18 protein-coding genes are annotated in these 21,118 nt (G+C 61.4%); 11 read left to right on the top strand and 7 right to left on the bottom strand.

Translation table 11 applies throughout. The annotated features are described in order from the left end of the window. Positions 1-30: 30 nt before the first annotated feature. The 4 genes from ppdK (at position 31) to folP (ending at position 5,486) form a co-directional block, all read left to right on the top strand. On the top strand, positions 31-2,601 hold the full coding sequence (gene ppdK / locus TRM7615_RS04660; protein WP_181892993.1) for a pyruvate, phosphate dikinase: 2,571 nt from the start codon (positions 31-33) through the stop codon (positions 2,599-2,601). A 175-nt stretch (positions 2,602-2,776) separates the two neighbouring features. Continuing rightward, a complete protein-coding gene (locus TRM7615_RS04655; protein ID WP_108785737.1) occupies positions 2,777-3,412 on the top strand; it encodes a cell wall hydrolase in 636 nt (211 codons plus the stop codon). A gap of 158 nt (positions 3,413-3,570) precedes the next feature. Further along, positions 3,571-4,491 (top strand): dihydroneopterin aldolase, encoded by a 921-nt coding sequence (locus TRM7615_RS04650; protein WP_108785736.1) that lies wholly within the window; start codon positions 3,571-3,573, stop codon positions 4,489-4,491. Positions 4,492-4,544: 53 nt separating this feature from the next. Beyond that, positions 4,545-5,486, top strand: a complete 942-nt coding sequence (folP, locus tag TRM7615_RS04645) for a dihydropteroate synthase (protein ID WP_108785996.1) — start codon at positions 4,545-4,547, stop codon at positions 5,484-5,486. Here the strand turns inward: folP and TRM7615_RS04640 are convergent. The 3 genes from TRM7615_RS04640 to ilvC all read right to left on the bottom strand — a co-directional run bounded on the left by TRM7615_RS04640 (position 5,483) and on the right by ilvC (position 9,290). After that, a complete protein-coding gene (locus TRM7615_RS04640; RefSeq protein ID WP_108785735.1) occupies positions 5,483-6,400 on the bottom strand; it encodes a DMT family transporter in 918 nt (305 codons plus the stop codon). The two genes, folP and TRM7615_RS04640, sit on opposite strands and share 4 nt — an antisense overlap. Positions 6,401-6,734: 334 nt before the next feature. Beyond that, positions 6,735-7,886 carry an aromatic ring-hydroxylating oxygenase subunit alpha gene (locus TRM7615_RS04635; RefSeq protein WP_108785734.1) on the bottom strand — a complete coding sequence of 384 codons (1,152 nt, stop codon included), beginning with the start codon at positions 7,884-7,886 and terminating at the stop codon, positions 6,735-6,737. A 381-nt stretch (positions 7,887-8,267) separates the two neighbouring features. Next, entirely contained in the window at positions 8,268-9,290 is a 1,023-nt protein-coding gene (ilvC, locus tag TRM7615_RS04630) for a ketol-acid reductoisomerase (protein WP_108785733.1), read from the bottom strand. Positions 9,291-9,423: 133 nt separating this feature from the next. On the opposite strand from ilvC, the gene TRM7615_RS04625 reads away from it, so the two are divergent. Further along, positions 9,424-9,879 (top strand): Lrp/AsnC family transcriptional regulator, encoded by a 456-nt coding sequence (locus tag TRM7615_RS04625; protein WP_108785732.1) that lies wholly within the window; start codon positions 9,424-9,426, stop codon positions 9,877-9,879. Then, a complete protein-coding gene (locus TRM7615_RS04620; protein WP_108785731.1) occupies positions 9,876-10,334 on the top strand; it encodes an Lrp/AsnC family transcriptional regulator in 459 nt (152 codons plus the stop codon). Before TRM7615_RS04625 ends, TRM7615_RS04620 begins: the two co-directional genes overlap by 4 nt. A 164-nt stretch (positions 10,335-10,498) precedes the next feature. On the opposite strand, the gene hutC is transcribed toward TRM7615_RS04620, so the two are convergent. Beyond that, positions 10,499-11,200, bottom strand: coding sequence for a histidine utilization transcriptional repressor HutC (hutC, locus tag TRM7615_RS04615; RefSeq protein WP_181892992.1), 702 nt, complete (start codon positions 11,198-11,200; stop codon positions 10,499-10,501). An 87-nt stretch (positions 11,201-11,287) separates the two neighbouring features. Then, positions 11,288-12,655: a formimidoylglutamate deiminase gene (locus tag TRM7615_RS04610; RefSeq protein ID WP_108785729.1), complete on the bottom strand. Its 1,368-nt coding sequence runs from the start codon at positions 12,653-12,655 to the stop codon at positions 11,288-11,290. 74 nt (positions 12,656-12,729) lie between these two features. On the opposite strand from TRM7615_RS04610, the gene hutI reads away from it, so the two are divergent. The 5 genes from hutI to TRM7615_RS04585 all read left to right on the top strand — a co-directional run bounded on the left by hutI (position 12,730) and on the right by TRM7615_RS04585 (position 19,193). Then, complete coding sequence (gene hutI / locus TRM7615_RS04605) at positions 12,730-13,935, top strand: imidazolonepropionase (RefSeq protein ID WP_108785728.1); 1,206 nt, start codon at positions 12,730-12,732, stop codon at positions 13,933-13,935. After that, positions 13,932-15,455 (top strand): histidine ammonia-lyase, encoded by a 1,524-nt coding sequence (gene hutH / locus TRM7615_RS04600; RefSeq protein WP_108785727.1) that lies wholly within the window; start codon positions 13,932-13,934, stop codon positions 15,453-15,455. Before hutI ends, hutH begins: the two co-directional genes overlap by 4 nt. Continuing rightward, the gene (hutG, locus tag TRM7615_RS04595) at positions 15,452-16,234 is read left to right on the top strand and encodes an N-formylglutamate deformylase (protein WP_108785726.1); all 783 of its coding nucleotides are present in this window, start codon (positions 15,452-15,454) and stop codon (positions 16,232-16,234) included. Before hutH ends, hutG begins: the two co-directional genes overlap by 4 nt. Beyond that, positions 16,231-17,910 (top strand): urocanate hydratase, encoded by a 1,680-nt coding sequence (hutU, locus tag TRM7615_RS04590; protein ID WP_108785995.1) that lies wholly within the window; start codon positions 16,231-16,233, stop codon positions 17,908-17,910. Before hutG ends, hutU begins: the two co-directional genes overlap by 4 nt. Positions 17,911-18,065: 155 nt before the next feature. Beyond that, complete coding sequence (locus tag TRM7615_RS04585; RefSeq protein ID WP_108785994.1) at positions 18,066-19,193, top strand: aminotransferase class V-fold PLP-dependent enzyme; 1,128 nt, start codon at positions 18,066-18,068, stop codon at positions 19,191-19,193. On the opposite strand, the gene TRM7615_RS04580 is transcribed toward TRM7615_RS04585, so the two are convergent. Beyond that, the gene (locus TRM7615_RS04580; RefSeq protein WP_108785993.1) at positions 19,181-19,873 is read right to left on the bottom strand and encodes a M50 family metallopeptidase; all 693 of its coding nucleotides are present in this window, start codon (positions 19,871-19,873) and stop codon (positions 19,181-19,183) included. The genes TRM7615_RS04585 and TRM7615_RS04580 overlap by 13 nt on opposite strands. A gap of 8 nt (positions 19,874-19,881) precedes the next feature. After that, positions 19,882-21,078: a UbiH/UbiF family hydroxylase gene (locus TRM7615_RS04575; RefSeq protein ID WP_108785725.1), complete on the bottom strand. Its 1,197-nt coding sequence runs from the start codon at positions 21,076-21,078 to the stop codon at positions 19,882-19,884. Between the last annotated feature and the right edge of the window lie 40 nt (positions 21,079-21,118).

Here is a 21,118-nt window from a genome sequence, read left to right as displayed (position 1 = left end):
TGCGCCACGCCGAAACCTTCTTATGCTGCGGTGAAACCAAAAGGTGCCGCAGTGCAGAATAATCCCAACACCACCCTCATCACGGCAACCGCCCCTGTGGCGGCGAACACCCATGGCGGGCGCGCAAAGTGCCTACAACGTCTGGTGCGTCTGGAGCTGCCTGTGCCGCGCACCGTCGCGCTGTCCTTTGGTGCCGTACATGACATCGCCGAGGGGCAGATGCCGGACATTGCAGCGGTTCTTGAGCAGTTCGACGAAACTGATCTGTTGTGCGTGCGGCCCAGTTCCGAGGACCCCGATTGGGGCGGTCCGGGGGCGATCCTGAACATCGGAATGAACGACGCCCGCTATGTCGAACTGTCCGACAGCATGGGGGCCGATGCTGCGGCGGCGCTCTATCTGCGGTTTGTGCAGAACTATGCCGTGCATGTCGCACGTCTGGACCCGGATGTCTTCGAGGACGTGGTGGATGAAGGTCCCCAGGGCCTGAGCGAAGTTTTGCATGCCTATGAGGCGGAAACCGACGAGCAATTTCCGCAAGACCCGGCAGAGCAGCTGTCAGAGGTGTTGAAATCGATGGCCCGCGCATGGGAAGGCACCACCGCCCGCCTGTTGCGGCAGGCCAAGGGGGCGCCAGCGGATGCGGGGCTGGGCCTTGTGGTGCAGCAGATGATCCCGGGTGTGGGGCAGGGGGAGTGCGGTTCGGGTGTGCTTCAACTGATCAACAGATCAACGGGGATGCCGCAAATCACTGGTCGCTACCTGAGCCAAAGTCAGGGACGTGATGCGCTTGGAGCAGGGTCCGGGGCACTGTATCTGGAAAAGGATGCACGTGGTCCATCGCTGGAAGAGCTGGCGCCCGAGGCGTTTGAAGAGCTCAAGACGCATGCCGCGTTGATGCGTGCCAAACTGCGCGAAGAGATGCAGGTCGAATTTGTGATCGAAAGCGGACACGCGCATATTCTGGACGGTGTCCGGGTGCCGCGCAGTGCACGCGCGTCGGTGCGGATTGCTGTGCGCCTGGCCGAAGATGGCATCATCCCTCAGGAAGAGGCCGTCATGCGGATCGAGCCGCATTCACTGAACGAGCTCCTGCACCGGCAGGTGGACCCAGAAGCGACGCGCGATGTGCTGACCACCGGTATCGCCGCAAGCCCGGGGGCAGCAACCGGTAAGATCGTTTTCACTGCCGCTGAGGCGCAAGCCAGTGCAGCCCGCTCGGAACCTTGCATTCTGGTGCGTCGCGAGACCTCTCCCGAAGATGTGCGGGGTATGCATGCGGCGGTGGCCGTGTTGACCGAAAAGGGCGGGATGACCAGCCACGCGGCCGTGATCGGTCGCGGTATGGGGCTGCCGTGCATCGTCGGGGCATCGGACATGACGTTCCAGACCAAGAAGAAAACGCTGACCGCCCCGGATGGGCGCGTATTCAAGACCGGCGATACGCTGACCATCGACGGCAGCTCGGGTCAGGTGCTGGCGGGGCAGCCCGCCATGCTCGAGGCGGCGCTGGATGAGTGTTTTCAGACGTTGATGGGGTGGGCAGACCAAGCCCGCGACATTGGCATCCGGGCCAATGCGGACACGCCTGCAGATGCTCAGACGGCGCGCAATTTCGATGCGCAGGGCATCGGGCTGTGTCGAACCGAGCATATGTTTTTTGATCCTGGTCGCCTGACAGTGATGCGCGAGATGATCTTTGCCGATGAACCCTCGGGCCGAGCGGCGGCGTTGGAACGGCTCTTGCCGATGCAGCGCGAGGATTTCACGCAGCTGTTCCGTATCATGCAGGGCAAACCGGTCTGCATCCGCCTGTTCGACCCACCCTTGCACGAATTTCTGCCCACCACCCGAACCGGTCAGCGCGAGCTGGCCGAGGCGCTGGATATTCCCGTCAGCGATGTGACCCGGCGGGTCGAGGCGATGAGCGAATACAACCCCATGTTGGGCCTGCGTGGCGTTCGTCTGGGTGTTACGGTGCCGGAAATCTACGACATGCAAGCTCGTGCCATTTTCGAGGCCACGATTGAAGCCAGCCGCGACGGCGCCCCGGTTGTTCCAGAAGTGATGATCCCCTTGGTCAGTGCCAAACGCGAGGTTGAGTTGGTCAAGGTGCGCATTGATGCAGTGGCAGCTGCTGTGGCCCAAGAGCGCGGTCAGGACTTTGACTATCGCCTAGGGGTGATGGTGGAAACTCCGCGTGCCTGTTTGCGCGCCGACGAGATCGCGCCGAACACCGCGTTCCTCAGCTTTGGCACCAACGACCTAACGCAGATGACTTATGGACTGTCGCGCGACGATGCGGGGCGTTTCATGTCGGCCTATGTTCAGCAGGGCGTCTTTAACGAAGACCCGTTCCACGTATTGGATACCGACGGGGTCGGAGAGCTTTTGCAGTTGGGGGCGGCCCGCGCACGCGCGGCGCAGCCGGGTCTGACACTTTCGGTCTGTGGCGAACACGGCGGAAACCCCGAATCAATCGCTTTTTGCCGGGATGCGGGCTTTGATTATGTGTCGTGCTCGCCGTTCCGGGTGCCGGTTGCACGACTTGCCGCTGCCCAATTGGCGATCGCCCATAAGCTGGGAGAAAGCCCCCTCTGAACCCACTATATCTTGTGTTTCAATGCGTTAACGCCGTTGCAAGACCTGGCGGACATCTACGCATTTCTACTTGCATTTTGCGAAAAACTGGACCTTTGCCGCAAGCTGCGCTAAATGGCAGCCTGCGCCCGTCGGGGGAGGGTCTGGCGTGCGAGTGCCGTTTGGGGTTTTTGATATGAGACGTTTCTTTGTGGCTGCAGCCGTTATCTTGGCTGCTCTTGGGTCGAAATCGGCCATTGCAGACACCGGATTGAACATGGTGATTGAACGCGAGCAGGCATCCCTGAACGCGCAACCCGGTTCGCGGTTCCGTCAGTACCTCAAATCGTTTCGTCCCAAGCCCAAGCCGGTCGAGGTGACCTACTCTCGCGCATGGCTAGACGATCAGCCCAAGCCGGAAGGCGACGAGAATTTCCGCTGCTTGTCCGAAGCTTTGTATTTCGAAGCCCGCGGTGAAACCGTCAAAGGCCAATTCGCCGTGGCCGAGGTGATCATGAACCGGGTCAAAAGCAGCCGCTTTCCCAATTCGCTGTGCGGTGTGATCCGCCAAGGCACGGGCAAGAAGTACCAGTGTCAGTTCACCTACACCTGTGACGGCCGCAAGGAAGTCATTGCCGAGAAGCAGGCGTTTGAACGGGTGTCCAAGGTAGCGCGCGTCATCATCGACGGCGTGTCGCAAGAGCTGACCAATGGGGCGACCCATTATCATACGACAGCAGTTCGCCCCAGCTGGTCGCGGGTCTACAAGCGCACCGCGAAGATTGGCGTGCACATCTTTTATCGCCACAACTATCGCACCGCCAGCAACTGATGTTTTGACGGCAGAGATCAGGGTAAGGCGCATTTTTTTGCGCTCAACATCGCTGGGCGACGCATTCGGCCGCTGGTATGGCGTTTGCGGTTCTGTTATGGGCGCGTCAGCCGCGTATGATGGTATCTCACTGTCCCGGCCCCGTGGAAGGCACCCAAATGAGCTCTGAAATCCGTCTAGCCTTTGCGCACCCCTCGGAACGGTCCGAAGCCACCGCTGCGCGCGGTCCGCTGGATCGCATCTCGTTGCGTGATCACACTGTCGAGGTCGAAATCGGCGCGTTCCAGGCTGAACGGGGGACCACGCAGCGCATCTGCTTCAACGTGGTGGTCGAGGTTCAGCCGCTGACCGGGCCCATCGACGACGACGTCGATCGCATCCTGTCTTATGACCGCGTGACCGAAGCCATTGCCCATGAGCTGTCCGAGGAACGCCTGAACCTGCTGGAGACACTGGCCGAACGCGTTGCCGAGCGGATCCTGCTGGAACCGCAGGCGGTGCGCGCCTTTGTCCGCATTGAAAAGCTGGACCGCGGTCCCGGTGCCCTCGGGGTCGAGATCGTGCGCGGCAAGGACATGCTGCATCACGAGGTCACCGAAGAAGAGCGCCCGCACCCGCGTCTGGCCTATCTGTCGAACACGGCCATTGCCTCGGACAACCTGAGCGGCTGGATCGACCAACTTGAAACCCGCGAGCGTCCGCTGATCATTTGTGTCGGCGCGCCGGATCTGGCTGCACCGCAAACCGGTCACGCGATGACGCAGCGCCGGATTGACTTGCTGGCCATCGAACAAAACGCCTGGTCCCTTGCCGCGCGCGATCACCGCTGCGTCGTCGTTTCGACTCGGACCGAGCTGGATTGGGGTATGAAGAACGGCCAGATCTGCGTTTGGGCCCCCTCCAAGATTGTGCTGGACGCAGTCGATGGCACGTCGGCGGCACCGTCCGAATCCGTTGCTCTGGCGGCTTGGTTCGCGGCGACATTCGAGGCGGGTGAAATGCTGGTGATCGGAGCTGATTTGCCGGATGACGCCAGCGTGCCCCTGCGTGCTGTTTCGGCGGAGCAGGCGACCCTGTGACACTCTGCTATCGTCCATTGGCTCAATCGGGCGCGTCGCGTCCGGATGGCGCGATGCCTTTGGTCGGGACCGATCACTGGTTTACCGATGTTGAGGTTCTGGAGCGTGGCCGCGCGCCCGCAATGATCAAGGCGGCGGAGCTGCCTGCCGACGTCGCAACACGCCTGATCGCCCCGCGCGCGCCCTTGGCGGGGTTGGACATGAACCAGCCCCATATCATGGGCATTCTGAACACCACGCCCGACAGCTTCTCGGACGGCGGCGTTCATGCCGGGGCCGAGGCGGCGGTTCTGGGCGCGCAGTCCATGGTGGCTGCGGGCGCGACAATTCTGGATGTGGGGGGCGAATCCACCCGACCGGGTGCCGCCTTTGTCCCCGCTGAAGAAGAGGTCGCGCGGACGGCCCCAGTGATCGCGGCGATCCGGGCCGAGACACAGACGGCAATTTCCATCGACACCCGCAAGGCAACTGTGGCGCAGGCGGCTGTCACGGCAGGGGCGACCATCGTCAACGATGTCTCTGGCTTTACCTTTGACGCGGAACTGGCCCCGTTGTGTGCCGATCTGAACGTTCCGGTTTGCGTGATGCATGCCCAAGGCGATCCGGCGACCATGCAGAACGACCCGCAGTACGAGGATGTCGTGCTGGACGTCTACCGTTTTCTGGATGGGCAGGTGACGCGGCTCGAGGCGCTTGGTTTGGACCGCAGTCAGATCATCGTTGATCCCGGCATTGGCTTTGGCAAGACGCAGAACCACAATCTGGCTCTGCTCAAGACCCTGTCGATGTTTCACGGGCTTGGCTGCCCGATCCTTCTGGGCGCGTCGCGCAAGCGGTTCATAGGTACCATCGGGCAGGAGCCGCAGGCGGATGCGCGGGCGCCGGGTTCGATTGCGGTCGCTTTGGCGGCGGCAGCGCAGGGGGTTCAGATCCTGCGCGTTCATGATGTGGCTGAGACGGCGCAGGCACTGCGGTTGTGGCAGGCCGTGCGCTAGCGCCGGAACAGTCGGGTCAGCGCACCATATTGGCTCAGGCCTACGCCGCCCAGGATCAGCAGAAGCGCCCAGATCAGTGATGGGGGCAGGGGTTCGCTCAGGACCAGCCATCCCATGATCACCGACCAGATCGGCACCTGATAGTTAGTCAGACTCATGAAGGTTGGACCGGCACTGAGCACCACCATGATGCGCAAAAGAAAGGCTCCGGCCGTTGGGATCAGCCCCAGCACCGCAAGCGCTGCAAAGGTGGGGCCATCGACAGCGGGCGGCAGGCCTTCGATGGCAAGGGCCACGGTCAACACTGGGACCAGGCCGATGAACAAGGTGACGGCGGTCAAGCCCACTGGGTCCGCCTTGGGCAACTTGCGCAGCATGACCGAGCTGACCGCATAGCAGGCCGCGGCCGACAGGCAGGCGAGGCGGCCCCAGATCTCATCCTCGGTGCCGCTGCTTTCAAAGGCCTGTCCACCGATCAGGACGACGACCCCTGCAAACCCCACGACAAACCCAAGCGCCTTGCGCCAGCTGAGTTGCTCCCCTGGTACCAGAAAATGGGCCAGCGGCAGCACCATCAAGGCAACGGATGCCATCGAGACGCCGGTAAAGCCGCTGGTGACATACTGCTGTCCCCAACTGATAAGGAGAAACGGAACAGCGGTGGACAGGGCGCCCGTAACGGCCAGCAACACCCAGGTTCCCGCATTGACGGGATCCGCGAACAGGCGCGCGCCCTTGAAAAGCCAGATCAACCCGACAAGACCCGAGGCAAAGACGATCCGGGCGGACGCCAGCCAAAAGGGCGTGATGCCGCGCAAGGCGATCTCGATCACCAGAAAGGTCGAACCCCAGATGACGCCCAAGGCCGCAACCATGAGCCAATCACGGCGGGAGATGTCAGGAGAATTGGTCATTCCGCGACCTGACCTCGAAGTATCGACGGGGTCAAGCGCAAGATACGCCCGCGTGTCAGAAAGAGGAGGGGGCGCTCCCGCCCGTCGGAGACGCCCCTTGCGGGGCGCCACCTCCCGTTGGGCCGGGCCTCGCTTCGCTCGGTGGTTGGCGCTTGGTGCAGACCTCGCGATCATCGAAACACGGTTGCTTTGTCGGTGGTGATTCACCCGCAGCAAGTGCCACAGGCGGGACCGCGCCGAGCGAAGCGAGGCGCCCGGCCCAAGGCCGTTAGCGGGGCTGACGTAGTCAGGTCTGCTCGGGCGCGGGAGCACCCCGGGAGTTTGTATGCGTTTCCTAGGCGCAGGCGTCGCGGACCATCTTCTGGAACTCGGCCAGCATGACCTCGCCGCCCAACCCTTCGGCCAGGGCAGACACAGAATAATCCGGCGAACGCAACGAGCGCTGCATCTTTTCGCAAACCCAGACATCTTCGGTCTGGAAATCACCGGTTTCAAGCGGGTGCTGGGTCCAGTTCCTGGATTCGATCAGCCCGGTCTCGGGGTCATATCCAGGAGTCCCTTTGAGCGGTTCCTTGTAGCTCCACCAGCTTTTGGGCGACCAGGTACGCGACCGCAGGATTGTGGTGTCTCCATCCACTGGCTCCATCGTGGAAATGGTCAGAGACCAGGGCGAGGGGACGATCATCGTCGTCGGGAACATCATGTAGACGCCGCCATACCCGGGATCTCCCGCGCCCTCGATCTTGGTCATGCCAGCTCCACGCGTCTGCTGTTCTACAAAGACCGGGATGCGGTTCTTGATCCCGTCGCGCTCCGTGGAGTACCAGACCATGTGCTGGCCATGCTGGTCCCAGACGTTTACCCCAACTTTTGGCCCGCCCAGGGTGTTTTCATGCAGATAGGCCAGGTGATATCCGTCTATCGCGTTCTCGAAGAACACCTTCCAATTGCACTTCAGTTTATAGACAAACTCTTTGCTGGCCTGCAGCTTGGGGTCGGTGATGTCATGCGGAAAGGGGGCCGCATCCAGCGGTGCGATCCAGTCTGCAAAACTGGCATCTGGGTCCGGATTGACAAATATCATCCCCTTCCAGCGCCCGATCGAAGCATCGTGCAGGTTCAGCGATTTTCGATCCAGGTCGGGGAAACATTCGGAGCGATCCGGCACGCCGCGCAGCCGGCCGTCCAGGCCAAAGGTCCAACGGTGATAGGGGCAGACCAGCGTCTTGCCTGCATTGCCGCGCCCCTCCAGCAGTTCGGTCCCCCGGTGGCGGCAGATATTCTTGAATGCGTTCAGATTGCCTTCGGCATCCTGAACCACGGCGATCGGCTGCACGCCGATGCGGGCCGTGACATAATCGCCGGTGTCGTTGAAATCGCTCTCATAGGCCACAAGCTGCCATGTTTTGGTGAACAGGGTTTCCTGTTCCCGCTGAAACCACTCGGGCGAATAATAGGCCTCTTTCGGCAGAATTTGCGCTGGCATGGGGAATCCTTTCCTTGCTGGCACTCAGTTAACTGTCCAATAGGACAAATTAAAGGGGCGCGACAAGAAACTTTAACCCGATGCGGACCATTGCCTAAATATCACCGCCCCTGAAACATGTAAGAGGCCCTGTTGGCTTTATGATAGTCTCGCTGTTCTGGCGAAATATTCTGCGGTGGTTCGCAGCCCGAGGCCACAAATCCCAAAAGTCCGATCATCAACGCGCGTATACATGCCACGGTTCAATCCTCCACGCGGATTGCTTGAATTCAAAACTTAGCATGCCACGGCCAAGAGACGATGCACAGGGCCTGCGTTCGCGCAACGAAAAAGGGCGAAGCATTGCTGCTCCGCCCCCGGATTTGGCAAAGATCTGAAGGATCAGTTCTTTTCTTTGTCGACCATCTTTCCAGCCGAGATCCACGGCATCATGCCACGCAGCTTGGCGCCGGTTTCTTCGATCATGTGCTCGTCGTTGTGGCGGCGGGCCGCTTTGATGGTCGGCTGACCCACAGCGTTTTCCAGCATGAAGTCGCGGACGAATTTGCCCTGCTGGATGTCGTTGAGCACCTCTTTCATGCGCGCTTTGGTTTCGTCGTACTTCAGGATGCGCGGGCCGGTGACGTACTGGCCGTATTCCGCAGTGTTGGAGATCGAGTAATCCATGTTGGCGATGCCGCCTTCATAGATCAGGTCAACGATCAGCTTCACTTCGTGCAGACACTCAAAATAGGCCATCTCGGGTGCGTAACCCGCTTCGACCAAGGTCTCAAAGCCGCAGCGGATCAGTTCCACCAGGCCACCGCACAGAACGGCCTGTTCGCCGAACAGGTCGGTTTCGCATTCTTCGCGGAAGTTGGTCTCGATGATGCCCGAGCGGCCGCCACCGATGGCCGAGCAGTAGGACAGGCCGATTTCCAGCGCCTTGCCGGATGCGTCGCGGTCAACCGCCACCAGGCAGGGCACGCCGCCGCCTTTGGTGTATTCGCCACGTACGGTGTGGCCGGGGCCTTTGGGGGCCATCATGATGACGTCGACGCCTTCTTTGGGCTCGATCAGGCCAAAGTGCACGTTCAGGCCGTGGGCAAACGCGATGGCAGCACCCGGCTTGATGTTGTCGTGGACGTATTTCTTGTAGGTTTCCGCCTGCAGTTCGTCGGGCATGGTGAACATGATCACGTCACACCAGGCTGCGGCTTCGGCGATGCCCATGACTTGCAGGCCTTCACCTTCGGCTTTCTTGGCCGAGGGCGAGCCTTCGCGCAGAGCGACGACCAGGTTCTTGGCACCCGAGTCGCGCAGGTTCAGCGCATGCGCGTGACCTTGCGAGCCATAGCCCAGGATGGCCACTTTTTTGTCTTTGATCAGGTTAATGTCGCAATCGCGATCATAGTAAACGCGCATGTCGGCGGTCCTTTGCAGAATTGAACTGGGTTGGTTGTACCGGGCGCTTTGGGGATTGGCGAGGGGCTTGAGGTCGAGTATTTGGGGATTGGGCGAAGGATAATTCGTCAAAATTCAGTTTGGTAGAAGAATCATGCTCGATGACATCGACCGCCGTATCTTGCGGCATTACCAGGCTGATCCAAGCCTTAGTACGGCCGATCTGGCGGACCTGTGCCGCATCACATCGGGCGTGTGCTGGCGACGGATTGAAAAGATGCAGACGGCAGGGATCATCCAAGGCCAAGAGGCGGTGATCGACTGGGGGGCTTTGGGCTATGCGGTCGAGGTGTCGTTGCGCGTGACTCTGGACAAGACGCAGGCGCGGGCCTTTGACGAATTCACGGCAGCGGCGCGCCAGGTGGCTGAGGTGATCGAGATACAGACATTCCTGGGCCGGGTCGATGTACGCCTTTCGGTGATCGCACGCGACATGGCACACTATCAGCAACTCTATCGTGATCGCATCCTGACCTTGCCGCATATCGCCGACATCGAGGCCCTGATGCACATCGCGCGCGTCAAAAGCGCCGAGGGGCTGCCCCTATGATCGAGCTGGATGAAATGGATCGCAGTCTTCTGCGGGCTCTGGTGCAGGACGCGGGTTTGAGCGCAGGCGCTTTGGGGCGCCGGTTCGGTCTGTCGCAACCTGCAACATGGCGGCGGATCAAGCGCCTGGAACAGGCAGGAGTGATCAAGGGGCGGCGGCTGAGGTTGAATGCAGAGATGCTTGGATTTGGGGTGACGGTGTTTCTGGGAGTCAAACTGGCCCGGAAGGGCCAGGTGAGCCTCGAAGATTTCGAGCGCGCTGTCAGTGCGATCCCTGAGGTGCAAACCGTCGAGCATGTGTTGGGACTTTATGACTATCGTTTGCGGGTGGTTGCGCGCGACCTTCCAGATTTTGAACGAGTGCTGCGACGGCGGATCATGACTTTGCCCGGGGCAGGGGATGTCGAGGCCAACGTGCTTCTGAGTGAAGAGCGGCTGCCGGGTCCAATCGGGTAAGCAAAGCTACCCACCTGCGCGGCCTGTCGGCCTTGCGTCCTGCGGACGGCAGGGGGCCAGGCTCACGCGGGCAAAGCCCGCGTGAGCCTGGCCCAACGGGAGGAGATGTCCCGTCAGGGGCATTGACGCCGGGCGGGAGCGTCCCCGTCTTTGAAATCAAAGGGTCAGTATTGTGTGCGGAACCGATAGCCTGGGTGATGGGTCATGCGGACGTAGGTTACCGGTTCTCCCTGCAGCCAGGTTGTGCGTTCCAGTTGAATCACCGGGGTCCCCACGGCTGTGGCCAGGAAATCTGACAGCTTTGTATCCGTCGACACGGCCGAGAATGTAATCTCGGCGTCTGTGAACGGCACCGCGTTCAACAACCACTCGTTGGGTCCGACCGTTGTCAGGTCCGCATGCTCGATGTCCGGCACGGTGGCAATGTTGATCCACCGTTCTTCGAACTGAAAGGGCCGGTTGTCGGCGTAGTGCATGCACAGCAGATGCAGGACCCGCGTCCCGGCCTTGAGCCCCAGCTGGGACGTCAGCCAGGCGGGCGCCTCCGAGACCGAGCGTTCCACCAGGGCATAGCGGTAGACGGCGTTCTGCTCTTCCACAGTCTGGCGAACGACCGCAATCTCGATCTTGGCGTGTTTGACAGGGGCGGTCTTCACCCGCGTCCCGCTTTTGCGCCGCCGCTCGACAAAGCCCTGATCCGCCAATTCCCGAAGCGCCCGGTTCACCGTGGCGCGGGCGCAACCGAATTCCTCGGCCAATTCGGTTTCGGTCGGGAGCAAAGCCCCCTGAGGCCAGATCCGCGCCTCGATCCGTCTTTTGACCTCGTCACGCACGGCGTGAAAGGTGGTTCGTTTCGGGGTCTGCAAAACTGAGCGACTCCTGTTTCCTGAGTGAGTGCGTTTATCTGCCCAGATTCAACCAAAAGAGTAAAGGGAAGCTGACTCGGTTTAGCATCAAATGGCGTCAATGAGCGACCGAATGGCCCGAGTATATGACGAAACGATCTGTTCCCGCTCCAGATGGCGCCCATTTTGGACCATATGTCGGCCCGCAGACCAGACATCGGTGACAACGTTGTCGTCTGCGGCAAACACCAAAGCATCCAGCAGTTGGTCACCCTCTACAGCGCACAGCGCCGTGTCCGCGCCATCCAGGGCCACCAGATCGGCAAGGTTGCCAGTGCTGATCTGCCCGGCCAGCCGTCCAAGCGCCTGTGCCCCTCCTCGGGCTGCGTCCAGATAGATCGTCGCCCCGACAGAACCTTCGCCCGGGATCATCACGTTTCTCTGCAAGTCCCGCAGGCGCTGCGAATACTCCAGCGTGCGCAGTTCTTCGGTCAGCGAGATCCGCACGTTGGAATCCGATCCAACGCCATAAGCGCCGCCCTCGGCCAAAAAGGTCGGGCCATTGAAAGGACCGTCGCCCAGATTTGCCTCGGTGATCGGACACAGGCCGGCGACAGCGCCAGATCTGGCCATGTCCCGGGTTTCCTTGTCTGTCATGTGGGTGGCATGGATCAGGCACCAGGAGGCATCGAACTGCGCATTGTCCAGCAGCCATTCGACCGGTCGCGCACCGAGCCAGGCTTGAACATCCGCCACTTCCTTTGGTTGTTCCGATATGTGGATGTGCACCGGGTTTTCATCCTTCAGCATCAGCGCCTCTGCCAGATCCCGAGGAGAGGTCGCGCGCAGCGAATGGGGCGCGATACCGACGCGGGCGTCCCCCGGCAGGCTGCGAGCAGCGTGCGCGCGCGCTTGCGTCACCAGCTCGGCAAAGCTGTCCACAGTGTTGCCAAATCGGGTCTGCCCGCCGCTGAGTGGCTGCCCGCCCGCACCGCCATAGGTGTAAAGCACTGGCAGATGGGTCAGGCCGATGCCGGTTGTCTGGGACGCGGCAAACACCCGGTCGCTCAGCTCGGTCATCGTGTCGAACCGCGCGCCACCGGGCTGGTGATGCACATAGTGGAATTCGCCGACAGACGCATAGCCTGCCTCGAGCATCTCCATGAACACCAGGGCCGCGATGGCCTCATACTGCTCGGGCGTTATGCGCTCCATGAAGCGGTACATCAGCGTGCGCCAGGTCCAGAAGCTGTCTTTGCCAGCGGCACGCACTTCGGTCATGCCCGCCATCGCGCGCTGGAAGGAATGGGAATGCAGGTTCCCCAAGGATGGTAGCAGAATGTCTACCCGTGTGTCCTGCGCCTGCGGGGATTGGCCCGCCTTGATTGAAGCGATCCGGCCGTCTTCGACAGTCACGATGACGTCCTGAAGCCAACCTTCGGGGGTGCGGGCGCGGTTCGCGAAAATTCTCTGCATCGCTTCCTCATATGTATAGACATAAGCTTTATAATCCCATACGTTTTGCCGTATCAAGAGGGAAGTGGACGCTGATGAGCGACAAGTTCAATTATGTTCTGTTGAACGCCCGACTGGCGACAATGGACGAAAACTCAGAAGGTTACGGGCTGGTTGAAGGTTCTGTGGTGGTTCGGGATGGTCGAATCGCATGGATTGGCAGTGACCTGCCCGCTGATTATGCCGATCTGCCCAGGCGGGATGCCGGGGGGCGGCTTGTGACGCCTTCGTTCATCGACTGCCACACGCATATCGTTTTTGGCGGCGACCGGGCAATGGAGTTTGAAATGCGCCTGAACGGTGCATCCTACGAAGAGGTCGCGCGTGCCGGGGGCGGCATCGTCTCGACCGTCATTGCCACCCGCACCGCCAGCGTCGACGAGTTGGTTCAACTGGCCCTGCCGCGTCTGGACGCGCTGTTGGCCGAGGGTGTGAGCGTGGTTGAGGTCAAATCCGGCTATGGGTTGGATCGTGAGACCGAACTGAACATGTTGCGCGCCGCACGGCAGCTGCAGGATCTGCGCCCGGTTCTGATCAAGACAACCTTTCTGGGAGCGCATGCGACACCCGCCGAATACGCGGGGCAGGACGACGCCTATATCGATGACGTTTGCATTCCCGCCCTGCACGCCGCCCACGCCGGGGGGCTGGTGGATTCGGTCGACGGGTTCTGCGAGGGGATCGCGTTTCAACCCACGCAGATCGAACGGGTGTTCAAGGTGGCACAAGAGCTGGGCTTGCCCGTCAAACTGCACGCCGAACAGCTCAGCCATCTGGGCGGCACGCAATTGGCGGCGCGCTATAACGCACTGTCGGTGGATCACGTGGAATATGCCACCGAAGAGGACGCGCGGGCCATGTCAGCCAGCGGGTCGGTTGCGGTGATCCTGCCAGGCGCATTCTACACGATCCGCGAGACGCAAGCTCCTCCCATTGATCACTTCCGCGCCCATGGCGTGCCGATGGCCTTGGCGACCGATTGCAACCCCGGCTCCTCGCCGCTGACCTCACTGCTGTTGGCGATGAACATGGCCTGCACGCTCTTTCGCATGACCCCGCTTGAGGCGCTGACAGGTGTGACCCGCAACGCGGCCACTGCGCTTGGCCTGGCAGATCGCGGTCAGTTGCGTGAGGGGTACATAGCCGATCTGGCGATCTGGGATGTCCAAACACCAGCGGAGCTGTCTTATCGCATTGGTTTCAACCCTCTCCACGAACGTCTTAACGGAGATACTGCATGATTTCTCTCACCCCCGGGGCCGTAAACCTGGCCACGCTGCGCGAGATTTACCGCCAAATGGCACCCGCCAAACTGGACGCCTCGGCGCGTCCCGCTGTCGAGGCGGCGGCACAGATGGTGGCCGATGCCGCCGCTGGCGAGGCGGCGGTTTATGGCATCAACACCGGCTTTGGCAAACTGGCCAGCAAGAAAATCGCGCCCGAGGATACCGCAACTTTGCAGCGCAACCTGATCCTGTCGCACTGCTGCGGCGTGGGCCAGCCCCTGGCCGAGGATCGCACGCGCCTGATGATGGTGCTCAAGCTGCTGTCGCTGGGGCGCGGCGCCTCTGGCGTCCGGTGGCAGGTAATCGCACTGATCGAAGCGATGCTCGAAGCAGGCGTGACGCCTGTGATCCCCGAACAGGGTTCGGTCGGAGCATCCGGTGACCTTGCCCCACTGGCCCACATGGCCGCTGCCATGATCGGCGCGGGTGAGGCGACCTATCAAGGCGCGCGTATGCCTGCGGCCGAGGCTTTGGCCAAAGCAGGCCTGACCCCGGTTGTGCTTGGCCCCAAAGAGGGGCTTGGCCTGATCAATGGCACACAGTTCTCCACTGCCAACGCGCTAGCCGGTCTGTTCGATGCCTGGCGCATGGTCGAAGCCTCGATGACGATCGCCTCGCTTTCGACGGATGCGATCATGGGCTCGACTGCGCCCTTGTTGGCCGACATCCACACTCTGCGCGGTCATGCCGGTCAGATCGATGTGGCACAGGGCATGCGCACGCTGATGGACGGCTCCGAGATCCGCGAAAGCCACCGTGAGGATGACACCCGCGTGCAAGACCCGTATTGCATCCGCTGCCAGCCGCAGGTTGTTGGCGCGGCGCTGGACGTGCTGCGCATGGCCGCCAAAACGCTGGAGATTGAGGCAAACGCCGTCACCGACAACCCGCTTGTGCTGGTGAACGAGGGGCGGATCGTTTCGGGTGGTAATTTCCACGCCGAATACGTGGGCTTTGCCGCAGATCAGATTGCCTTGGCCGTGGCCGAGATCGGCGCGATTGCACAACGCCGGGTGGCGCTGATGGTTGATCCAACGCTCAGCTATGACCTGCCGCCCTTCCTGACCCCTGATCCGGGTCTGAACTCGGGTTTCATGATTGCCGAGGTCACAACAGCGGCCTTGATGAGTGAAAACAAACACTTGGCCAACCCTTGTGTCACGGATTCCACACCCACTTCGGCCAACCAAGAGGACCACGTGTCCATGGCCGCCCATGGTGCGCTGCGTCTGCGGCGGATGAACGACAACCTGTCGGTCATTCTTGGCGTCGAACTGCTCTGTGCCGCGCAAGGCGTCGAAGCGCGCGCGCCTTTGGTCACCTCGACCGGCCTGCAAGCGGTGATCGCCCATCTGCGCGGCACGGTGCCAACACTGGCCGAGGACCGCTATCTTGCACCCGATATCGAGGCTGCATCCGCCATGGTCCGCTCTGGCGAACTGGCTCAGGTCGCAGGCCTGGAGGTGCAAGCATGATCGAAGTCAACCAAGGCAACAGCCCGCTGGTTCTGGGCCTGCCGCACACCGGGACGGATGTGCCGCCCGAGATCTGGGAGACGCTGAACGAGACCGGCCAAGCGCTGGCCGACACCGATTGGCACATCCATGATCTCTATGCCGGGCTGGTCGACAACATCACCACCGTGCGCACGCCGGTGCATCGCTACGTGATCGACGTGAACCGAGACCCTGCCGGGGTGAGCCTCTATCCGGGGCAGAACACCACAACCTTGTGCCCGACAACCGATTTCGACGGTTTGCCGATTTACCGCGAAGGGATGGAACCAGACGAGGCTGAGATCACCCGCCGCCGTGACACCTATCATGCGCCCTATCATGCGGCGCTTGAGGCCGAGTTGCAGCGTGTGAAGGACATCCATGAGTTTGCCGTGCTCTATGACTGCCACTCTATCCGCTCGCACATCCCGTTTCTGTTCGACGGCGTGCTGCCCGATTTCAACATCGGAACCAACTTGGGTGAAACCTGCGCGCCAAGGGTTGAAAGTGAAACCTATGAAATCTGCAAAAAAGCAGAGGGTTACACGCACATCCTGAACGGACGCTTCAAGGGCGGTTGGACGACGCGCCACTATGGTCGCCCGGCTGACAACCTGCACGCGATCCAGATGGAACTGGCGCAATCCACCTACATGACCGAGGCCGCGCCTTGGGACTATCTGCCCGCCAGGGCCGATGCCCTGCGCGTCCATCTTTCCGACATTCTGACCCTGCTCAAACAATGGAGCCCCGCATGACCGATCCCCGCAAAAACTCCCGCGATGTCTTTCCGCCCACCGGCCCGGAGATCACGGCCAAGTCCTGGATGACCGAAGCGCCGATGCGGATGCTGATGAACAACTTGCACCCGGATGTGGCCGAAAACCCACATGAGCTGGTGGTTTATGGCGGCATTGGCCGCGCTGCGCGCACCTGGGAGGATTTCGACAAGATCGTAGCCAATCTGAAAGATCTGAAAGAAGATCAGACGCTTCTGGTGCAATCCGGCAAGCCGGTGGGCGTGTTCCGCACTCATTCTGATGCGCCGCGCGTTCTGATCGCAAACTCGAACCTGGTGCCGCATTGGGCGAATTGGGACCACTTTAACGAGCTGGATAAGAAGGGCTTGGCGATGTACGGCCAGATGACGGCCGGATCGTGGATTTACATCGGCACCCAGGGCATCGTGCAAGGGACGTACGAAACCTTTGCCGAGGCCGGGCGTCAGCACTTTGGCGGGGACCTGACCGGCAAGTGGATCCTGACGGGCGGTCTGGGCGGCATGGGCGGCGCGCAGCCGCTGGCGGCTGTGTTCGCCGGGGCCTGCTGTCTGGCCGTGGAGTGCAACCCGGATTCGATTGATTTCCGATTGCGCACCAAATACTTGGATGAGAAAGCTGAGACGCTAGATGAGGCGCTTGAGATGATCGAGCGCTGGACGGCAGCGGGCGAAGCCAAGTCCGTCGGCCTGTTGGGCAATGCGGCGGATGTCTTCCCCGAACTGGTGCGCCGGATGAAAGCTGGCGAGGCGTGTCCCGACATTGTCACCGACCAGACCTCGGCCCACGATCCCATCAATGGCTACCTGCCTCAGGGTTGGACCATGGGCGAATGGCGTGCCAAACGCGAAAGCGACCCCAAGGCGGTCGAGGCGGCGGCGCGTGCGTCGATGAAAGTGCATGTCGAGGCGATGGTTGATTTCTGGAACGCTGGTGTTCCAACGCTGGATTACGGCAACAACATCCGACAGGTGGCTCTGGACGAGGGGTTCGAGAACGCGTTCGACTTCCCCGGTTTTGTGCCAGCCTACATCCGGCCGCTGTTCTGCAAGGGCATCGGCCCGTTCCGCTGGTGTGCGCTATCCGGTGATCCGGAAGATATCTACAAGACCGACGCCAAGATGAAAGAGCTGTTCCCTGAGAACGAGCACCTGCACCGGTGGCTGGACATGGCGCAGGAGCGGATCGCGTTCCAGGGCTTGCCTGCACGGATTTGCTGGATCGGCCTGGGCGACCGTCACAAGGCGGGCCTGGCGTTCAACGAGATGGTACGCAACGGCGAGCTGAAGGCGCCTGTTGTCATCGGCCGTGATCACCTCGACAGCGGCTCTGTCGCCTCGCCAAATCGCGAGACCGAGGCGATGATGGATGGCTCGGACGCCGTTTCGGACTGGCCACTTCTCAACGCGCTCTTGAACACCGCCTCGGGTGCGACCTGGGTGTCGCTGCACCATGGCGGGGGTGTCGGCATGGGGTTCAGCCAGCATTCGGGCATGGTGATCTGCTGTGACGGGACAGAGGATGCAGATCGCCGGATTGCCAACGTGCTTTGGAACGACCCGGCCACCGGTGTGATGCGCCACGCGGATGCGGGGTATGACATCGCAAAGGATTGCGCACGGGAACATGAACTGAACCTGCCGGGCATATTGTAAGGACGGGATGGGGGCTCTGCCCCCAAACCACCGGGTATTTGTGCAAAGAAGAAGCAGGGGCGTCGGATTCTGATCTGTTCTGTGTCGGTTTGCCGCTTTACGGAGCGGGTATGGAGCGGCAAGGTTCCTTCGACGTGAACAAAAGGATCCTCCCCATGCCTGCCTTGTTAGAAACAGTTGACCCCAACGGGCTCGAAGAGTTTTCGGTGGTTTTCACCGACCGGTCCCTGAACCACATGTCCGCCACCTTTCAGGGCGTGATGCGCGACATCTCGGACATGTTGAAAGACGTCTATGGCGCCGATGGTGTTGTCGTGATCCCCGGCGGCGGCACTTATGGGATGGAGGCCGTAGCGCGCCAGTTCGCGCGTGGGGCCAATGTGCTGGTGGTGCGCAACGGCTGGTTTTCCTATCGCTGGAGCCAGATTTTCGAGACCGGCGATCTGACCGCGAGCACCCAGGTGATGAAGGCGCGCCAGACCGGCAATTCCAGCCCGTCGCCGTTCACGCCTGCCCCGATTGACGAGGTTGTGGCCGCGATCCGTGAGCAGAAGCCGGATATCGTTTTTGCTCCGCACGTAGAAACCGCCGCAGGTGTGATCTTGCCAAATGACTATGTGACTGCGATGGCGGCTGCCGCACATGAGGTGGGGGCGCTGATGGTGCTGGACTGCATCGCCAGCGGCTGCGCCTGGATCGACATGAAGGCCACTGGCGTGGACGTGCTGATCTCGGCTCCGCAAAAGGGGTGGAGCGCATCGCCCTGCGCCGGTCTGGTGATGCTGTCAGAGCGCGCCGAGCAGCGGCTGGAGGAGACCACCTCGGACAGCTTTGCCATCGACCTGAAAAAATGGCGCCAGATCATGCAGGCCTATGAGAACGGCGGCCATGCCTATCACGCGACCATGCCAACAGATGCGCTGCGGGCGTTCCGCGATACGATGGTGGAAACGCGCGAGTATGGCTTTGAAAAGCTGCGCGATGCACAGTGGGCGCTTGGCAACGGTGTCCGGGCGATGCTGGCTGACAAGGGGATCGTTTCGGTTGCAGCTGATGGCTTTGGCGCGCCGGGTGTGGTGGTGAGCTACACCTATGACCCCGAAGTGCAGAATGGCAAGAAATTTGCGGCCCTGGGGATGCAGATTGCGGCCGGTGTGCCGCTGCAATGTGATGAGCCTGCGGATTTCAGCACCTTCCGCCTTGGCCTCTTTGGTCTGGACAAGCTTTATGATGTCGACGGCACCATCCGACGGCTGAAACGCGCGCTGGATCAGGTTCTGTAACGCGACTTGTTTGCGGGGCGGATGTTGCTGTCCGCCCCCAGACCATAGCGCAGGCAGAGCGCCAGCACGACAAGACTGAGCACGTTCCAGAGCCCGCCCCACATCATTGTGGCACCGCCGAATTCTTCGGCCAGCATGCGGGCGTCGGACCGCAGATACGAGCGTTGGATCGTATCGCTAAAGATATCGTAGGGTACGTAGATCATGCTCGCCAGGCCGATTACGCGCAGGATCAGATCGCTGTAATCGCGCGGCATAAAGCGTGCGATGGCGAGCATGGCAAAGCCCGTGATCAGGCCAAACCCCACAGCAAACAACTCTCGACTGTAAAGCGCGGTTGTCAGCAGGATAATACCGCCGAGAATTCCCAAGATGGCGCGATCGGCGTGGGTGCGGACGGCTGCCAAAAAAAGCAGCGCGCCGATGAAGAGCGAGCCCAAATAACCTGCGCTAAGGCTCAGGAAGCGGTTGCCACCGCGCGAGATGACCAACCCGCCTTCGTTTGCGTTGACGGTCAGGCCTTCAACCGAACCGCCGGTGGCCAGGATCGCGATGACATGGGACAGCTCGTGCAGATAAACGATCAGGATCCTGAGCGGTGCCACCACCGACGTTTGCCAAAGGGCGAACAGCAGCACGGTCAGGACAATCAACTGCCAATGGCCACGCAGATGGGCCACCAGCCTGCTCACCGGACGCCCAGACCCATCTGCATCAGGGTTTTGCGCACAGGCGCCAGCGAATAAAGCGCATTCAGCCCGGCGGCGCGTACGTCGCGCAGCGCACGGGTTTCCACCATCGAGGCGCGGTTGAGAATGTCGATGCCCTTGACCCGCAACGCAATCTCGTTGTGACGGGCCTTGTGATAAGCCTCGAGCATCTGAGCATCACCCAAACCCTCGGGGCGGGTTTGTGCCAGCTCCAACAGGGTCCCCAGATCACCCAAGGACATGTTTAGCCCCTGCGCGCCGATGGGGGGCACCACATGGGCAGCTTCGGCCATCAGCGCCACGCGTTCACCGTTCAACCGTTCGGCCGATTGGCTGATGATGGGCCAGATGGTGCGACGTGAGGCGAGTTTGAGCGGACCAAAGAGACCACAGGACCGTTCGGTCATCGCCGCCTCGAACGCCTCGGGCTCCATCGCCAGCAGCTCTTGCGCGGTTGCACCGCGGTCCATCCAGACGATGGCAGACGACGGCGAGCCCTGCCAGTCGGGCAGAGGCACCAGCGTGAACGGGCCGCCCGAGCGGTGAATCTCGGTCGAGACGTTCTGGTGTGAGATCGGGTGGGTGACAGCAAAGGCCAGCGCCTTTTGGCCATATCGTATGGTGTTGACGTCAATTCCTGCAGCTTCGCGCATGGGGGAATTGCGCCCGTCGGCGGCCAGCACCAGTTTGCAGCGCACGCGGGTGCCGTCAGACAGTGTGACGCGAGCCTCGCCCGTGCGGGTGAACAGGCCGGACGTGCCCGTGCCGGGACGAAAGTCGACATTGGGCAGCTCGGCCAGGCGGGCCACCATCTCGCGTCGCAACAGCCAGTTGGGCAGGTTCCAGCCAAAGGGCATGTCCGAGATGTCGGCAGCGTTGAAATCCCGCACGATACGCGGTTCGGGCAATTCGCCGCCCGCATCCACGATGCGCATGATTTGCAAGGGTGCCGCATGATCCGACAGGCGCGCCCACAGGCCGCAAGTTTCCAACAGCGTCTGCGCCGGTTGCAGAAAGGCCGTCGTGCGCATGTCCGAGCCGTCAACGTCACGCTCGGTGATTGGCGGAGCAGGGTCGACGCAGACAACGTTGAACCCCGCATGGCCAAAGGCGGCCGCCGCCGTCAAACCTGCGATGCCGCCGCCGGAAATCAGGATGTCGCAAGTGTCAGTCATGGTGCGCCTCTTGTTCTTAGGCGCAACTTAGTGCCGATAC

It is taken from the genome of Falsiruegeria mediterranea M17 (assembly GCF_900302455.1).
Classification (GTDB): domain Bacteria; phylum Pseudomonadota; class Alphaproteobacteria; order Rhodobacterales; family Rhodobacteraceae; genus Falsiruegeria; species Falsiruegeria mediterranea.
This window is presented reverse-complemented; position numbering and strand designations above follow the sequence as displayed.

Bases quoted from the DNA above. Each gene is read 5' to 3' on its own strand.
- TRM7615_RS04655 (WP_108785737.1), top strand. From the start codon at position 2,777: ATGAGACGTTTCTTTGTGGCTGCAGCCGTTATCTTGGCTGCTCTTGGG.
- TRM7615_RS04650 (WP_108785736.1), top strand. From the start codon at position 3,571: ATGAGCTCTGAAATCCGTCTAGCCTTTGCGCACCCCTCGGAACGGTCC.
- folP (WP_108785996.1), top strand. From the start codon at position 4,545: ATGCCTTTGGTCGGGACCGATCACTGGTTTACCGATGTTGAGGTTCTG.
- TRM7615_RS04640 (WP_108785735.1), bottom strand. From the start codon at position 6,400: ATGACCAATTCTCCTGACATCTCCCGCCGTGATTGGCTCATGGTTGCG.
- TRM7615_RS04635 (WP_108785734.1), bottom strand. From the start codon at position 7,886: ATGCCAGCGCAAATTCTGCCGAAAGAGGCCTATTATTCGCCCGAGTGG.
- ilvC (WP_108785733.1), bottom strand. From the start codon at position 9,290: ATGCGCGTTTACTATGATCGCGATTGCGACATTAACCTGATCAAAGAC.
- TRM7615_RS04625 (WP_108785732.1), top strand. From the start codon at position 9,424: ATGCTCGATGACATCGACCGCCGTATCTTGCGGCATTACCAGGCTGAT.
- TRM7615_RS04620 (WP_108785731.1), top strand. From the start codon at position 9,876: ATGATCGAGCTGGATGAAATGGATCGCAGTCTTCTGCGGGCTCTGGTG.
- TRM7615_RS04610 (WP_108785729.1), bottom strand. From the start codon at position 12,655: ATGCAGAGAATTTTCGCGAACCGCGCCCGCACCCCCGAAGGTTGGCTT.
- hutI (WP_108785728.1), top strand. From the start codon at position 12,730: ATGAGCGACAAGTTCAATTATGTTCTGTTGAACGCCCGACTGGCGACA.
- hutH (WP_108785727.1), top strand. From the start codon at position 13,932: ATGATTTCTCTCACCCCCGGGGCCGTAAACCTGGCCACGCTGCGCGAG.
- hutG (WP_108785726.1), top strand. From the start codon at position 15,452: ATGATCGAAGTCAACCAAGGCAACAGCCCGCTGGTTCTGGGCCTGCCG.
- hutU (WP_108785995.1), top strand. From the start codon at position 16,231: ATGACCGATCCCCGCAAAAACTCCCGCGATGTCTTTCCGCCCACCGGC.
- TRM7615_RS04585 (WP_108785994.1), top strand. From the start codon at position 18,066: ATGCCTGCCTTGTTAGAAACAGTTGACCCCAACGGGCTCGAAGAGTTT.
- TRM7615_RS04575 (WP_108785725.1), bottom strand. From the start codon at position 21,078: ATGACTGACACTTGCGACATCCTGATTTCCGGCGGCGGCATCGCAGGT.